Raw genomic sequence first — 13,350 nt, forward strand, 5'->3', positions numbered from 1 at the left:
ACCCAACAATTGCACCCCCAGCCGATTTTCCTCGTTCCTTGGTAGCAATACCTGCTCCACAGCCTGCAATCATGGCGATTGCGGCGGCCCCACCTTTGCCCGACACTTGGCCGCCCGCACATTCTGATCGGAGACGCCCGTGCCCCATCCTCGCCAGGAAATTCTCAACCATCCCGATGCACTGGACTGCACGGTCTATCGCCCCGACGAGCAGGACCCGGATGCCGAAGAGCAGGACCTGGGTGACGGCAAGGTGCTGATCACCGGCGCCTTCGAGCCGCCGCAGGATTGGGACGCGCACCAGCGCGAGGACTACTACGGCGAGGAAGACCCCACCCACTTCGTCAGCGCCCATATCGAATGCCTAGCCAAGCCGGCCACCCGGGAATTCTTCATGCCCGACAGCGGTGACTACGTGGCCGTGCAGTCCAGCCTGGGCGAAGTGGTGATGTATTACGTCTACGACCACGAAGAAACCGAGCATGGTCGCCATTACGTGCTGATTCGTGATGACGAAGAGCTTTAGGCTCAGACGTACTGTGGGAGGCGCTTCAGCGGCGACGTCTTCATTCGCGGGTCGCGGCTAAAGCCCCTCCCACAGGGTATTTCCAGCACAAGCTGGTGCGCGCGGCGCACCCTACCAAGCCGAGACGACGTTCGCGTAGGGTGCGCCATGCGCACCGATGACTCCGCAAGTCTCTAATCCTGGCGATCCACCCGCACCATGGCGTTGCGCTCGTAGTGCGGGTAGAGGTGGCTGACGCTGCGGATCAGCTCGTAACGACTCAGGTTGACCTGGGCAAAGCGCTCAGGGATCGGCGCGTGGATCAATTCGTTCATCTCCGCGCCCTGCTCCGCTCCCTGACGCAGCAAGTCGTCGAGCCAGCCCAGGTAATCGCGCATCTGCGCAAAGGGCGCCGCGTCCTTAGTCACCGGCCCATGGCCGGGCACGATCTGCCTCCATGGCATTGCTTCGAGCCGATCCAGGTCGGCCATCCACACGCCCAGCCCCGGGCTGTTCGGTGTGGTCAGCGCACGCTGGTAGAACAGGATATCGCCGGCGAACAACACGCCCGTACGCTCATCCAGAATCGCCAGGTCGGCGCCGGTATGCCCGCGTAGCGCCAGCAGCTGCAGGCGCCTGCCGCCAATTTTCAGCGAGCCTTCCTGCACCTCCTCGGTGGGCAACACCACTTCGGTGCCGCGCATCCAGTCGCCGACCAGGCGGTACATGTTCTCCGCCATGGCATCGCCCTGTTCGGCCAGCAGCCTGGCGGTCTCGGGTAGCGCCGCGATGGGCACCCCGGCGAAAGCCTGGTTGCCCAGCACATGATCGGGGTGATGGTGAGTCAGCAACACACGTAGCACCGTTTTGCCGGTGGTTTTCTCGATGCTCTGGCGCAGCGCCTCGCCATAGCGACGCGACGGGCCGGTGTCGATCACCACCACACCGTCCGCGGTTTCGATAAAGCCGACGTTGACGATATTGCCGCCATTGTCCGCAGCGAAGTTGTCGGTGCTGCCCTCCAACAGCCAGACGCCGTCGGCGATCTGCCGGGGTTGCAGATGGTAATCGAGCGCCTGCGCCAGACTGGCGAACAGGCAGGTCAGCAGTAGCACCCAACGCATGGAGGCCTCCTAGATGGGGGTTGGTGCGCACGTCGCACCCTACCGACCGGTCGCGTTCAGAACGCGGCCTGGAATTCGTTGCCGTTGTTGTCGCGCAGCCAGACTTCGGCCTGCCGGTCGTCACGCAGGTCGAAGGTCAGCGTCGGGTTCTCGCTGACCGCGGGGAACAACTCGATGCGCCCCAGCACCTGGCCATCGGCACCGCGCAGCTCGGCTTCTTCGATGTAGAACTCGGGAATGCCGCCGACCAGGCCGTTGTCCATCGGGTGCGACACCTGCAGGCGCAGGCGGCTGTCCTCACCGCGTACGAAGCGCTTGCCCAGCACCTGGCCCAGACGCTCTTCCCAGCCGGCCTCGGCGCGCACCACGCTGGGCGCAGTACAGCCGCCACCCGCCGCTTCGACGCGAGCCGAGCCGATATGCCAGACGCCATCGTCGGTGAGCACCGCCGCGCGAATCGGCGTGGCCTGCTCGACACGGATGCGAATCGCCAGACTCGGCTCCAGATGCTCGCCGGGGGCGAAGTCGAGAATGCGCGGGATAGGGTTGAGTTCGGCCCAGGCCAGAATGCGCTTGACCTTGCCGCGATAGGCGCTGGCGTCGATCTGGATCGGCACCTGGCGCGCATCCTCGGCGAATGGAGGCACCTCGAGGCGAACCTTGTCGTCGAAGACAAAGGCTTCGCCGTTGAGCAGACGCTGGTGGTAGTAGCCCCACATCACCGAGGTGACCGGATCGGGCGCGGCGGCCCGCACTTCCCAGGCCCAGGCAAACAGGGCCAGCAATATCAGGCTACGCCAATCCATCGCCCACCTCCGGCTCGACTCTTATTGGTATTGTTCCGGCTTCTCGTAGCGCAGCCCGTAGCGCGCGTACAGGCGCTCGAGTGAGCCGTCGAGGATCATGTTTTCCAACTGTTCTTCCAGGGCATAGGCCAATTGCCGATTGGTTTCGTGCACCGCCATGCCGATTTCCCAGATCTGCCGGCCCATGTCTGGATAGGCGTTCTCGGCCAGCGCCAGTTGTGGGTCATCGGCCTCATGCACCAGCCAGTCCACCTCGCCACGCAGCGCCATCACCGCATCCACTTCACCACCCTGCATGGCCGCAAAGGCCAGCTTCGGCGTTGGGTAATGGCGGGTTTCCTGGCTGAGCATGCCGCCCTGCACCGAACTTAGGTAGAACGAGGGCACACTCTCGACTTCGACGCCGACTGGATGCTGGCGCAACGCAACGATGCTCGGCACCTCGGGTAGACGCCGACGATCGAACGCCAGTTGCCAGCGCTCACGCTGATAGGGGCCGAACATCACCACGCGTTCGTTGACAAGCTCGCCCAGCTCATTGCGCATCTGCGCGTAGTCGCGGTCGTAGGGCACACGCAACATCACATCGGCCAGTTGGCCCTGCGCGGTCACCCGGCCACGCCAGATGTAGTCACGCAGGTCGTCGTCAAGCTTTTCGCCCGGCGGCGCCCACATCACTTCAAGCTTCAGCCCAAGCCCTTCAGCCAGCGCCTTGGTCAGCTCGTAGTCGACGCCACGCGGCTGACCGTCCTGCTCGTAGCTGTAGGGCGGGAAGTTCTGGTACAGCGCCACGCGCAGGATGCCCGACTCGGTGATGCGGTCGAAGTCACGCACCTGCGCGTGAGCGATGCCCAGGCTGAGCAGAAGGCCACACAGGAGGATCAGCAGGCGCATGAATTACTCCTCGACGTGCACGCTCTCCAGATAGGTACGCACCGCCCACAGTGCTTCCTGGCTCAGGTAATCGGCCATTTTCGGCATATACACACGCCCATCGCGCACCGCGCCGTTGATCACCCGCTCCTTGAACCATTCATCGCCGCTGGCACCGAGCTCCAGCAGGCGCAGGTCTGGCGCGATACCGCCGGACTTGGCTTCCAGGCCATGGCAGGCAGCGCAGTTCTGGTTGTAGGCCGAGGAGCCGATCTCGATGGCGCGCGGGTTGTCGCGATAGGGGTTCTCTTCCAGCCATTCCTCACCCAGCGGCTCCAGGCCGTCGGTGTTCACTGCCTGCGGTACCACATCGCCGTGCGCCCAGAGGTTGGTCGACGCGGCGAGCAGCAGCAACGCCAGGGTGGATTGGATCTTCTTGTTCATGGCTAGGACCTCATCTAATGCACGCAAGACAGCCCGTTCAGAGCTTGTGGCGACCATCTTAGAAAGGCCGTGCAACGCGCCGAATGCTGCTTTGGTGGTCGCGTTCTAGTCCCTTGGTAGTAGGGCTTGTGAGGGGGTGTCAGCGATGCCTTGGCAGCAAGGCCAAGTCATGCCCCCATCGGGAAATCCTCCCGGCAAAGACGGGAGTTTTTCCGTAGGCGCAAAGGTGGCCGGGTACCACCATCGGCTTGCCTCTGCAGGGCATTCCCGGAACCACGTTCTTGCGGTGTCACTGCAGCGACCTACCACCTCCAATGGGAAGCACAACGATGACAACAAGAAACCTACCCAGCACCCCACGCCCCCTGGCGCTTGCCCTGATGCTGGCTGGCGGCCTGGCGCTGAGCCAGACGGCGTTGGCCAAACCGGTCACCTGGGAAGACATTGCCAACGACCACACCACCACCAGCAACGTGCTGCAGTACGGCATGGGCACCAACGCCCAGCGCTGGAGCCCGCTGGCCCAGGTGAACGCGGACAACGTGTTCAAGCTGACCCCGGCCTGGAGCTATTCCTTCGGTGACGAGAAGCAGCGCGGCCAGGAATCCCAGGCCATCATCCACGACGGCGTGGTCTACGTGACCGGCTCCTACTCGCGCGTCTTCGCCCTCGACGCCAAGACCGGCAAACGCCTGTGGACCTACAGCCACCGTCTGCCCGACGACATCCGCCCGTGCTGCGACGTGGTCAACCGCGGCGCCGCCATCTATGGCGACAAGATCTACTTCGGCACCCTCGACGCCCGCGTCGTGGCGCTGAACAAGGACACCGGCAAGGTGGTGTGGAACAAGAAATTCGGCGACCACTCTGCCGGCTACACCATGACCGGCGCGCCGACCATCGTGAAGGACGGCAAGAGCGGCAAGGTTCTGCTGATCCACGGCAGCTCCGGTGACGAGTTCGGCGTGGTCGGCCGCCTTTTCGCCCGCGACCCGGATACCGGTGAGGAAGTCTGGATGCGCCCCTTCGTCGAAGGCCACATGGGCCGCCTGAATGGCAAGGACAGTACCCCGACCGGCGACGTCAAAGCGCCGAGCTGGCCGGACGATCCCAACCACCCGACCGGCAAGAAGGAAGCCTGGAGCCAGGGCGGCGGCGCGCCGTGGCAGAGCGCCAGTTTCGATGCCGAGACCAACACCATCATCATCGGCGCCGGCAACCCGGCCCCGTGGAACGGCTGGGCACGCACCAGCGACGGCGGCGATCCCAAGGACTACGACAGCCTGTACACCTCCGGCCAGGTCGGCGTCGACCCCACCACCGGCGAAGTGAAGTGGTTCTACCAGCACACCCCGAACGATGCTTGGGACTTCTCCGGCAACAATGAGCTGGTACTTTTCGACTACAAGGACAAGGACGGCAAGGTCACCAAGGCCACCGCTCACGCCGACCGCAACGGCTTCTTCTACGTGGTCGACCGCGCCAACGGCAAGCTGAAGAATGCCTTCCCCTTCGTCGACAAGATCACCTGGGCCAGCCATATCGATCTGGAAACCGGTCGCCCGGTCGAGAACGAAGGCCAGCGCCCGCCGAAGCCCAAGGCCGGCGAAACCAAGGGTCAAGTGGTCGAAGTCTCCCCGCCCTTCCTCGGCGGCAAGAACTGGAACCCCATGGCCTACAGCCAGGACACTGGCCTGTTCTACGTCCCGGCCAACCACTGGAAAGAGGACTACTGGGCCGAAGAGGCGCATTACAAGAAAGGCTCCGCCTACCTGGGCATGGGTTTCCGCATCAAGCGCCTGTTCGACGACCACGTCGGCATCCTGCGCGCGATGAACCCGACCACCGGCAAGGTCGCCTGGGAACACAAGGAGCGCCTGCCGCTTTGGGCCGGCGTGCTCGCCACCAAGGGCAACCTGGTGTTCACCGGCACCGGCGACGGCTACTTCAAGGCCTTCGACGCCAAGAACGGCAAGGAGCTTTGGAAGTTCCAGGTTGGCACCGGGATCATCTCCCCGCCCGTCACCTGGGAACAGGACGGTGAGCAGTACATCGGCGTGACCGCCGGCTACGGCGGCGCCGTACCGCTGTGGGGCGGCGACATGGCCGACCTGACCAAACCGGTCGCCCAGGGTGGTTCCTTCTGGGTGTTCAAGCTGCCGAGCTGGGATAACGCCAGCGCCAAGCGCTAAAGGCTTAACGTATGGCGCACCGTAGGGTGCGCCATACGCACCAGCTTTTCGCGTTCCCATCTCGCCATCTGCGCTGCCCTATTGGTGCGCACGGCGCACCCTACACGAGGACTCGCCATGAACTACTTGCCCCTGCTTATCCCGGTCCTGCTGCTGGTAATCGGCAGCCATGCCATCGGCGCCGAAACCGAGAACGACGGCGTACTGCAGATCAACGGCTGCCGCATCGAACCCGACAGCCAATGCCCCAACGCCAACCTGCGTGGCGCCGACCTGCGCAACCTCGACATGCGCCGCATGGACCTGTCCGGCGCGGATCTTTCCGGCGCCGACCTGCGCCACGTCAACCTCGATCTGGCCAACCTTGAAAAAGCCAAACTGCGCGGCGCCAACCTGACCCGTGCCAGCCTGCAACAGAGCAACCTGCGCCTGGCAGATCTGTCCGGCGCAAGCCTGGTCGCCATCAGTGGCTGGGCCATGTTCGCCCAGGCTGCCGAGTTCGAAGGCGCCGACATGCGCGCCGCCAACCTGGAGTTCGCCCGCCTCTCGGGCGCCAAGCTGCACAACGTGCAACTGCAGGCCGCCAACCTGGAAATGACCTGGCTGAGCAAGGCCGACCTCAAGGGCGCACACCTTGAGGATGCCAACCTGCAGGAAGTGAAGCTCGGCGGCTCCAACCTGGAAAACGCCAACCTCACCGGCGCACGCACCCGCTTCGGCAACTTTCAGGACGCCAACATGCCCGGCTGCGTGCAATGTCCCAAGGGTTGGGACTGAGTCCGATCCCGGTAGGAGCGGCTTCAGCCGCGATGCGCTCGTGAATATCTCGGCTAAAGCCGCTCCTACACCCCATGCGAGCACCAGGCCGAACGCCTCGACCTTTCGCCCTGAAGTAAAACAACCTGAACCATGCCCACACAGGGCAATCCCTTTTTAGGAACAGCCAGATCGAGGCGGCAGCATCCAGGCCGTCATCAGTCATTGCCCAAGAGGGATCTGCCGTGACCACCACCGCAACGCCACACGCCTGCCCCACCTTGCTCAGCCCCCTGCACGTCACCCTGCTGTGCGGCCAGGTACCGCTGTTTCTCGGCGCACTGCTGGCCGACATCGCCTACTACCGCAGCTACCAGATCCAGTGGAGCAACTTCGCTTCCTGGCTGATCGCCGGTGCGCTGGTGTTCACCGGTCTGGCCTTGCTGTTCGCCCTGGTCGGCCTGCTGCGTGAACGCTCCAGTTCACGCCCACTCACCTATTTCCTCCTGCTTCTGGTCACCTGGGTGCTGGGCTTCATCAATGCGCTGGAGCACGCCAAGGACGCCTGGGCTGTGATGCCCATGGGCCTGGCCTTGTCGGTGGTCGTCACCTTGCTGGCCGTTACCGCCACCTGGGTCGGCATGGCCCAGCCACGCACAGGAGATGCCCGATGAAAACGCACCTAGCATTGACCGCCCTGCCCCTCGCCCTGCTGCTGGCCGCCTGCGTCGAAGAGCCCGGCAGCAACCAGCAGTTCTACGGCGCCCAGCCGGACTTGCCCGAGCCCGAACGCGGCATCCTGCCGAGCATGACCATCGCCGAGCCGACGCCCTGGGGCGATCAGCGACCGACCGTGCCTGAAGGCTTCAGCGTCAGCGCCATCGCCACCGACCTGAAGATTCCCCGGCAAACCCTGGTGCTGCCCAACGGCGACATCCTCGTCGCCGAGGGCCGTGGTGGTAACGCGGCCAAGCTCAAGCCCAAGGACGTGATCGCCGGCGTGATCAAGGCACGCGGCAACACCACGGTGGAAAGCGGCAACCGCCTGACCCTGCTGCGCGACGCCGATGGCGACGGCAGCTACGAGCTGCAGACGGTGTTCGCCGACGACCTCAACGCGCCCTACGGCCTGGCTCTGCACGAAGGCAATCTGTACGTGGCCAACCAGAACGAGCTGGTGCGCTTCGACTACGAAGAGGGCCAGACCAAGGCCAGCGGCCCGCCAAGCAAGGTCGCCGACCTGCCGTCGGAGATCAATCACCACTGGACCAAGGCGCTGACCATCAGCGAAGACGGCCGCTACCTGTACGTCGGCATCGGCTCCAACAGCAACATCACCGAGCGAGGCATGGAGGCCGAAGTCGACCGCGCCCTGGTCTGGCAGGTGGACGCCGAAACCGGCGCCTACAAGCCCTACGCCACCGGCCTGCGCAACCCCACCGCACTGGCCATCCAACCGGGCACCGGCACTTTGTGGGCAGTGGTCAACGAACGTGACGAACTGGGCGAAGACCTGGTGCCCGACTACCTCACCTCGGTGCAGGAAGGCGGCTTCTACGGCTGGCCCTACAGCTACTTCGGCCAGCACGTCGACCCGCGGGTGAAGCCACAGGACCCGGACAAGGTCGCCAGCGCCATCGCCCCGGACTACGCCCTCGGCGCCCACGTCGCGGCACTGGGCCTGGACTTCTCCAGCGAAGTGATGGGCGAGCAATATGCCGACGGCGTATTCGTCGGCGAGCACGGCAGCTGGAACCGCAAGAACCCGGTGGGCTACAAGGTGATCTTCGTGCCATTCGAGAACGGCCGCCCTGCAGGCGACCCCATCGACTTCGTCACCGGCTTTCGCACCGAAGACGGCAAGACCCGTGGCCGCCCGGTTGGCGTGACGGTCGATCCACGCGGCGCACTGATCGTGGCGGATGATCTGGCCAACACGATTTGGCGGGTGGTGCGCGAAGGCAGCGAGTGAGGCTAAGGGAAGCGATCTCACCTATGGCTCCCACACTCCGCGTGGGGAGGAAGCCCATGACGCTCTGCGTAGCCAGCGGATGCATATGCGCCACGACATACAAGCGGACGCTGAGCGTCTAGGGCTGCATTCCCAAGCAGAGCGTGGGGAAGATCAATCTGATCCGACTAACGCTTGAGTTCAGTTGCCCGCTTTAGCGGGTCCGCTGGAATGATTGGTTAGGGCTGTACGAATGAATGCCAACGCACCTTGAAAGACTTCGTGCCACTCTGAATGGACTGGCTTGGCAAGAGGATGCCAGAAAAACTTGAAATCATGCCCACCATCGTCGCCAGTGTGATGAACCCATTTATCAGGAGTTTCTTGCCCAACCTTACAGAGATGAAATGACCAGATTTGATCCTGGTAACCAGACGCCCAAAGACCTAGGTCAGATGTAACGTCTGCTGCCAGGATGCCAGCCTCTTCCGCGAGTTCGCGTACCGCTGCTTCCCTTGGATTTTCTCCCGGTTCAATTGTGCCTTTTACCAACTGAAGACCAGCAATCGGATGCTGGAATGCAAGAATTTCCACCTCATCGCCATTACGCAGAACCACGGGACAAGATTTCGTTGGTGTCATTTCTGTGCCCCTAACAGTGATTAGATTGCTGTCCATGCTAATCCAATAGCAGAGAGGGCGGTATAACTCCGCACACCCACCACAACAACAATCGCTATAAAATCAATATGTTGCAAGCCATCCCAAAAAGGCGAATGTATTCGCTGGGCCTCCTTTCGCTCACGCATTGCGGCGCCACAAAGAATCAGGCCGAAAGGCGGGATGCAAATACCGCTGCGCCAACGAAAGTCCCCGCGAGTGCGGGCAAATAAGGGCAGCCAGAATAGGATCGGCCTTCCGGCGTTCATACACGGCGTCAACAGGCATCACCCTGCTCAAGCACTCTCTAACCCCACCCTTACCACCCCACTATCAATCGCCAAATACACCAGCTCCGCCTGCGAGCTGATCTGCAGTTTGTTCTTTACCAGGGTCTGGTAATTGGACAGGGTCTTGGCGCTGATGCACAGCTTTTCGGCGATCTGCCTGGGTGGCAGGCCGCGGGCGAGCATGACGAAGATTTCGAACTCGCGCTGGGTCAGTTCACGCAGGCGCGGGTCGAGGCCGTCGCCGCTGGCGGGGTTGCAGGCCAGTTGGGTCGCCAACTGCTGCTCGATATAGGCGTGACCGGCGGCGGTGCGTTTGACCGCTTCCACCAGCACTTCCGGTGAGGAGTTCTTGGTCAGGTAGCCGATGGCGCCGGCGTCCAGTGCCTGGCGTACCAGGGGCAATTCGTCGTGCATGCTGAAGAACAGCACGCGCAGTTGCGGCAGGCGCTGGCGCAGACGGCGAGTGGTTTCCAGGCCGCTGATACCGGGCAGGCCGATGTCCATGATCACCAGGTTGGGTATCTCTTCCTGCACCCGCTGCAGGGCCTGCTCGCCATCGCAGGCTTCGCGCAATTGCACCTCCGGCAAAAGGGCGCGCAGCAGGCTGGCGTAGCCCTGGCGCACCACGGCGTGGTCATCTACCAGCAAAATCTTCATGACGTTGCCTCCAGGGGAATATTCAGGCACAGCGCCCAGCCCGCTTGCGGGCGACTGTGCAGGCGCAGTTCGCCGCCCAGGCTGCGGCTGCGTTCGCGCATCGAGCGCAGACCGATGCCAGGACGCAGCGGCAGCGCGGTGCCCTGTCCGTTATCGCGCACCAGCAACCGCAGGCCCTGGCCACGGCGTTGCAGGCGAATGCGCACTTCACTGGCATCGGCATGACGGGCGACATTGGTCAGCGCCTCCTGCACCAGGCGATAGAGATGGGCCTTGCTCGCCAGCGGCAGGCTTGGCAGTTGTTCGCTCAGTTGCAAGCGACAGCGAATGCCTTGCGCCTGCTGCCAATCGGCGGCCAGTTGCTGCAATGCCGGGCCGAGTTCCAGACGCTCCAGCACCACCGGGTAGAGGTCGCGGATCAGGCTGCGAAAGCCCTGTTGCAAGCGCTCGCAGTTGTCGTCGAGCAGACGCGCGGTGTCCTGCACCTGCTGCGGCCGGTCGGCAATCACCTTGAGCAGGCAGGCCTGGGCGCGAATGCCACTGAGGTATTGGCCGAGGTCGTCATGCAGGGTCTGACCGAGACGCGTGCGCTCGCGCTCCTGCAGTTCCAGCAGCGCCTGGGTCAGTTCGGCGTTGTCCGCCTGCACCTGTTGCAGGGTGATGGCCATCTCATTGAAGTGCGCCGCCAGGTGCTTGGCCTCGGCCGGGCCGTGGTCATGCAAGCGCGTATCGAAGTGACCGGCGCCGACTTCGCGCAAACCGGCGAGCAGTTCGTCCAGCACACGCCGAGCCCGCTGCACGGCAAAGCGGATGGTCAGCAGGCTGAGGATCAGGGCGAAGGCGCTGAGGAGCAGCAGTTGCAGCAGCGAGTCCTGGATTTCTTCGATTTCATCATAGGGATCGAGGGCGATACGCAACTCGCGGCCATCCTCCAGCGGCCAGGCATCGGCCACCAGTGAGGCCGAGCCCAGCAGGCGTTCGGCGATCCAGTGCTCGATGACGCTTTCGGTCTGCTGCTCGGGCTCTTCGCCCGGTCGCAGCCAGCTCACGCGGATATGTCGCAGGTTTTCGGTCAATTCCGGGCGCAGGCTGCCGGGGTTGCTGCGCGCCACTTCGCCAAGGTATTCCACCACCGCTTCGGCGGCCTGCAACTCACGCTGCACATCGTGGCTGGCCTGGCGCAACAGCAGCGCCAGCCCGGCCAGGGTCACCAGCCCGAACAGCAGGCTGACGCCGAGATTGATGCGGCCCAGAGCAGTCATCTACTTGGCCACGCTACTTGACCACGAAGTAACCAAGCATGCCCTTGCCTTCCAGGCCCTTGGCGTAGAAGCGGTATTTGCCTGGCTTGACCGGCAGGAAGAAGATCTCCGCCTCGCCGGCATCCTCGAATTCCAGTTCGGTGAGGGTGACCGCCTTGATCTCCACACCACCCGCCTCGACCTTGCGCAGGTAGATGGAAGTGGCGAACTCCGGCGCCTGGAAGGCGTATTCCTTCTGCCCACTGGAAATGACCTTGAGCTGGTAGGCCTGACCGGTTTCCAGCTGGTATTCGGTCTGCGACATGAAGTAGTCGCTGTCATCGTTACCCAGCACCAGGTCGGGCAGCGCAACCGGGCGGCGGGTCATGTCACCGGCGGCATGCAGGCTGTCAACTCCGAGTAGGCTGAGGATCAGCAGCAGCGGCAACGTAAGGACTTTGATGATGCGCATGGAAGTTCACCTGTTGTTTTTATGGGCCTGGTGACCATGCTAGGGAGCGGGCGACCGTTGCGGTCTACTACCTTGGTACGGCCCCGCTGGTACTTTGGGCATATTTCCCAAGGCGGGGGCTGTTCCTATGCTGGGGCCATCCGACCGGGAGCCGCCCCATGCGCCAGATTCGCCAGTCCGCCCTGCTAGTTCTCGCCCTGCTCTACACCGGCGCCGCCTGCGCCAGCGAGCTGCAGGTACGCATCGGCTACCTGGCCCACCTGCCGCCGCGCGGCCCGCTGCTGTCCAACGTCATTCCCGAGCCGCTGGACGCCGGCCGCCGCGGCGCCGAGCTGGCGATTGCCGACAGCAACAGCACCGGACGTTTTCTCAAGCAGAGCTACAGCCTGGAGAGTGCCGAGAGCGACGACGCCGCAGCCGTGCTCGCTGCCGCCGAACAGCAGCACCAGGCCGGCATCCGCCTGTTCGTGGTCAACGCCCCGGCCGCCACTCTGCGCCAGCTCAGCCAGCGCCTGCCAGACAGCCTGCTGCTCAATGCCGGCAGTGCCGACGACGGCCTGCGCCGCGCACACTGCCTGGGCAACGTGCTGCACACCCTGCCCAGCCGCGCCATGCTGGCCGACGCCCTGGCGCAGTTCCTCGCCGTACGCAAATGGACACGCTGGCTGCTGGTAACCGGCAGCACCGAGGACGACATCGCCTACGCCGACGCTCTCAAACGCGCCGCCAAACGCTTCGGCCACAGGATCGTCGCCGAGAAGCCGTGGAGCTTCGACACCGATCAGCGCCGCAGCGCCCAGGCCGAGATGCCTCTGTTCACCCAGGCCAGCGAGTACGACGTGGTGCTGGTGGCCGACGAGCGCGGCGACTTCGGCGAATACCTGCCTTACAACACCTGGTATCCGCGCCCGGTGGCCGGCACTCAGGGCCTGAGCCCGACCGCCTGGCACAAGACGGTGGAAACCTTCGGCGCCGCGCAGTTGCAGAAACGCTTCGAGGCACTGGCCGGACGCTGGATGAACGACCGTGACTTCGCCGCCTGGATGGCCGTGCGCAGCGTCGCCGCCGCCGTGACCAAGCAGCGCGCCGCCGAGCCACAGGGCATTCGCCACCTGCTGTTGAACGAACAACTGCCGCTGGACGGCTTCAAGGGCCGCAAGTTGAGCTTCCGGCCGTGGAACGGTGAGCTGCGCCAGCCGATTCCGCTGGTACACCCACGCGCCCTGGTCAGCACCTCGCCGCAGGACGGCTTCCTCCATCCGAGCAACGAAATGGACAGCCTCGGCTATGACCGGCCTGAGGTGAGCTGCGATCTGGCGGAGACCGCTAACTGATGGTGCGCACGGCGCACCCTACCCAAACCGAACCGTAGGGTGCGC

14 protein-coding genes are annotated in these 13,350 nt (G+C 63.9%); 6 read left to right on the forward strand and 8 right to left on the reverse strand.

The window, feature by feature from the left end; all coding sequences use genetic code 11:
- Positions 1–139 precede the first annotated feature (139 nt).
- Positions 140–526 carry a hypothetical protein gene (locus JWV26_RS00215; RefSeq protein WP_074915786.1) on the forward strand — a complete coding sequence of 129 codons (387 nt, stop codon included), beginning with the start codon at positions 140–142 and terminating at the stop codon, positions 524–526.
- 173 nt (positions 527–699) lie between these two features.
- On the opposite strand, the gene JWV26_RS00220 is transcribed toward JWV26_RS00215, so the two are convergent.
- The 4 genes from JWV26_RS00220 to pedF are packed head-to-tail and all read right to left on the reverse strand — an operon-like array spanning position 700 to position 3,752.
- Positions 700–1,629, reverse strand: coding sequence for a quinoprotein relay system zinc metallohydrolase 1 (locus tag JWV26_RS00220; protein ID WP_206418070.1), 930 nt, complete (start codon positions 1,627–1,629; stop codon positions 700–702).
- A gap of 56 nt (positions 1,630–1,685) precedes the next feature.
- Positions 1,686–2,435, reverse strand: coding sequence for a quinoprotein dehydrogenase-associated SoxYZ-like carrier (locus JWV26_RS00225; RefSeq protein ID WP_206418071.1), 750 nt, complete (start codon positions 2,433–2,435; stop codon positions 1,686–1,688).
- Between the two features lie 21 nt (positions 2,436–2,456).
- Positions 2,457–3,329 (reverse strand): substrate-binding periplasmic protein, encoded by an 873-nt coding sequence (locus JWV26_RS00230; RefSeq protein ID WP_206418073.1) that lies wholly within the window; start codon positions 3,327–3,329, stop codon positions 2,457–2,459.
- Positions 3,330–3,332: 3 nt separating this feature from the next.
- Positions 3,333–3,752 carry a cytochrome c-550 PedF gene (gene pedF / locus JWV26_RS00235; RefSeq protein ID WP_017363267.1) on the reverse strand — a complete coding sequence of 140 codons (420 nt, stop codon included), beginning with the start codon at positions 3,750–3,752 and terminating at the stop codon, positions 3,333–3,335.
- 329 nt (positions 3,753–4,081) lie between these two features.
- On the opposite strand from pedF, the gene exaA reads away from it, so the two are divergent.
- The 4 genes from exaA (at position 4,082) to JWV26_RS00255 (ending at position 8,672) form a co-directional block, all read left to right on the forward strand.
- Positions 4,082–5,944 (forward strand): quinoprotein ethanol dehydrogenase, encoded by a 1,863-nt coding sequence (gene exaA, locus JWV26_RS00240; RefSeq protein ID WP_206418075.1) that lies wholly within the window; start codon positions 4,082–4,084, stop codon positions 5,942–5,944.
- Between the two features lie 117 nt (positions 5,945–6,061).
- On the forward strand, positions 6,062–6,721 hold the full coding sequence (locus JWV26_RS00245) for a pentapeptide repeat-containing protein (protein ID WP_206418077.1): 660 nt from the start codon (positions 6,062–6,064) through the stop codon (positions 6,719–6,721).
- Between the two features lie 224 nt (positions 6,722–6,945).
- Entirely contained in the window at positions 6,946–7,374 is a 429-nt protein-coding gene (locus tag JWV26_RS00250) for a DUF2231 domain-containing protein (protein WP_206418078.1), read from the forward strand.
- Positions 7,371–8,672: a PQQ-dependent sugar dehydrogenase gene (locus JWV26_RS00255; protein ID WP_206418080.1), complete on the forward strand. Its 1,302-nt coding sequence runs from the start codon at positions 7,371–7,373 to the stop codon at positions 8,670–8,672. Before JWV26_RS00250 ends, JWV26_RS00255 begins: the two co-directional genes overlap by 4 nt.
- A 180-nt stretch (positions 8,673–8,852) precedes the next feature.
- Here JWV26_RS00255 and JWV26_RS00260 read toward each other — a convergent pair whose 3' ends face one another.
- The 4 genes from JWV26_RS00260 to JWV26_RS00275 form a co-directional block, all read right to left on the reverse strand.
- Positions 8,853–9,293 carry an NUDIX hydrolase gene (locus tag JWV26_RS00260; protein WP_074916248.1) on the reverse strand — a complete coding sequence of 147 codons (441 nt, stop codon included), beginning with the start codon at positions 9,291–9,293 and terminating at the stop codon, positions 8,853–8,855.
- A gap of 314 nt (positions 9,294–9,607) precedes the next feature.
- A complete protein-coding gene (locus JWV26_RS00265) occupies positions 9,608–10,258 on the reverse strand; it encodes a response regulator transcription factor (RefSeq protein ID WP_206418082.1) in 651 nt (216 codons plus the stop codon).
- Positions 10,255–11,520 (reverse strand): HAMP domain-containing sensor histidine kinase, encoded by a 1,266-nt coding sequence (locus tag JWV26_RS00270; protein ID WP_206418083.1) that lies wholly within the window; start codon positions 11,518–11,520, stop codon positions 10,255–10,257. The genes JWV26_RS00265 and JWV26_RS00270 overlap by 4 nt, the downstream gene beginning before the upstream one ends.
- Before the next feature lie 13 nt (positions 11,521–11,533).
- Positions 11,534–11,971, reverse strand: coding sequence for a cupredoxin domain-containing protein (locus tag JWV26_RS00275; RefSeq protein WP_074915805.1), 438 nt, complete (start codon positions 11,969–11,971; stop codon positions 11,534–11,536).
- Between the two features lie 158 nt (positions 11,972–12,129).
- Between JWV26_RS00275 and JWV26_RS00280 the strand changes: the two genes are divergently transcribed.
- Entirely contained in the window at positions 12,130–13,305 is a 1,176-nt protein-coding gene (locus JWV26_RS00280) for an ABC transporter substrate-binding protein (protein WP_074915807.1), read from the forward strand.
- Positions 13,306–13,350: the final 45 nt, after the last annotated feature.

Source organism: Ectopseudomonas toyotomiensis (genome assembly GCF_017167985.1).
Taxonomy (GTDB): domain Bacteria; phylum Pseudomonadota; class Gammaproteobacteria; order Pseudomonadales; family Pseudomonadaceae; genus Aquipseudomonas; species Aquipseudomonas toyotomiensis.

Excerpts from the sequence above, each read along its gene's own strand:
- JWV26_RS00275 (WP_074915805.1), bottom strand. The coding sequence starts at position 11,971 with ATGCGCATCATCAAAGTCCTTACGTTGCCGCTGCTGCTGATCCTCAGC.
- JWV26_RS00245 (WP_206418077.1), top strand. The coding sequence starts at position 6,062 with ATGAACTACTTGCCCCTGCTTATCCCGGTCCTGCTGCTGGTAATCGGC.
- JWV26_RS00280 (WP_074915807.1), top strand. The coding sequence starts at position 12,130 with ATGCGCCAGATTCGCCAGTCCGCCCTGCTAGTTCTCGCCCTGCTCTAC.
- exaA (WP_206418075.1), top strand. The coding sequence starts at position 4,082 with ATGACAACAAGAAACCTACCCAGCACCCCACGCCCCCTGGCGCTTGCC.
- JWV26_RS00260 (WP_074916248.1), bottom strand. The coding sequence starts at position 9,293 with ATGACACCAACGAAATCTTGTCCCGTGGTTCTGCGTAATGGCGATGAG.
- JWV26_RS00270 (WP_206418083.1), bottom strand. The coding sequence starts at position 11,520 with ATGACTGCTCTGGGCCGCATCAATCTCGGCGTCAGCCTGCTGTTCGGG.
- JWV26_RS00255 (WP_206418080.1), top strand. The coding sequence starts at position 7,371 with ATGAAAACGCACCTAGCATTGACCGCCCTGCCCCTCGCCCTGCTGCTG.
- JWV26_RS00230 (WP_206418073.1), bottom strand. The coding sequence starts at position 3,329 with ATGCGCCTGCTGATCCTCCTGTGTGGCCTTCTGCTCAGCCTGGGCATC.
- pedF (WP_017363267.1), bottom strand. The coding sequence starts at position 3,752 with ATGAACAAGAAGATCCAATCCACCCTGGCGTTGCTGCTGCTCGCCGCG.
- JWV26_RS00225 (WP_206418071.1), bottom strand. The coding sequence starts at position 2,435 with ATGGATTGGCGTAGCCTGATATTGCTGGCCCTGTTTGCCTGGGCCTGG.
- JWV26_RS00220 (WP_206418070.1), bottom strand. The coding sequence starts at position 1,629 with ATGCGTTGGGTGCTACTGCTGACCTGCCTGTTCGCCAGTCTGGCGCAG.
- JWV26_RS00265 (WP_206418082.1), bottom strand. The coding sequence starts at position 10,258 with ATGAAGATTTTGCTGGTAGATGACCACGCCGTGGTGCGCCAGGGCTAC.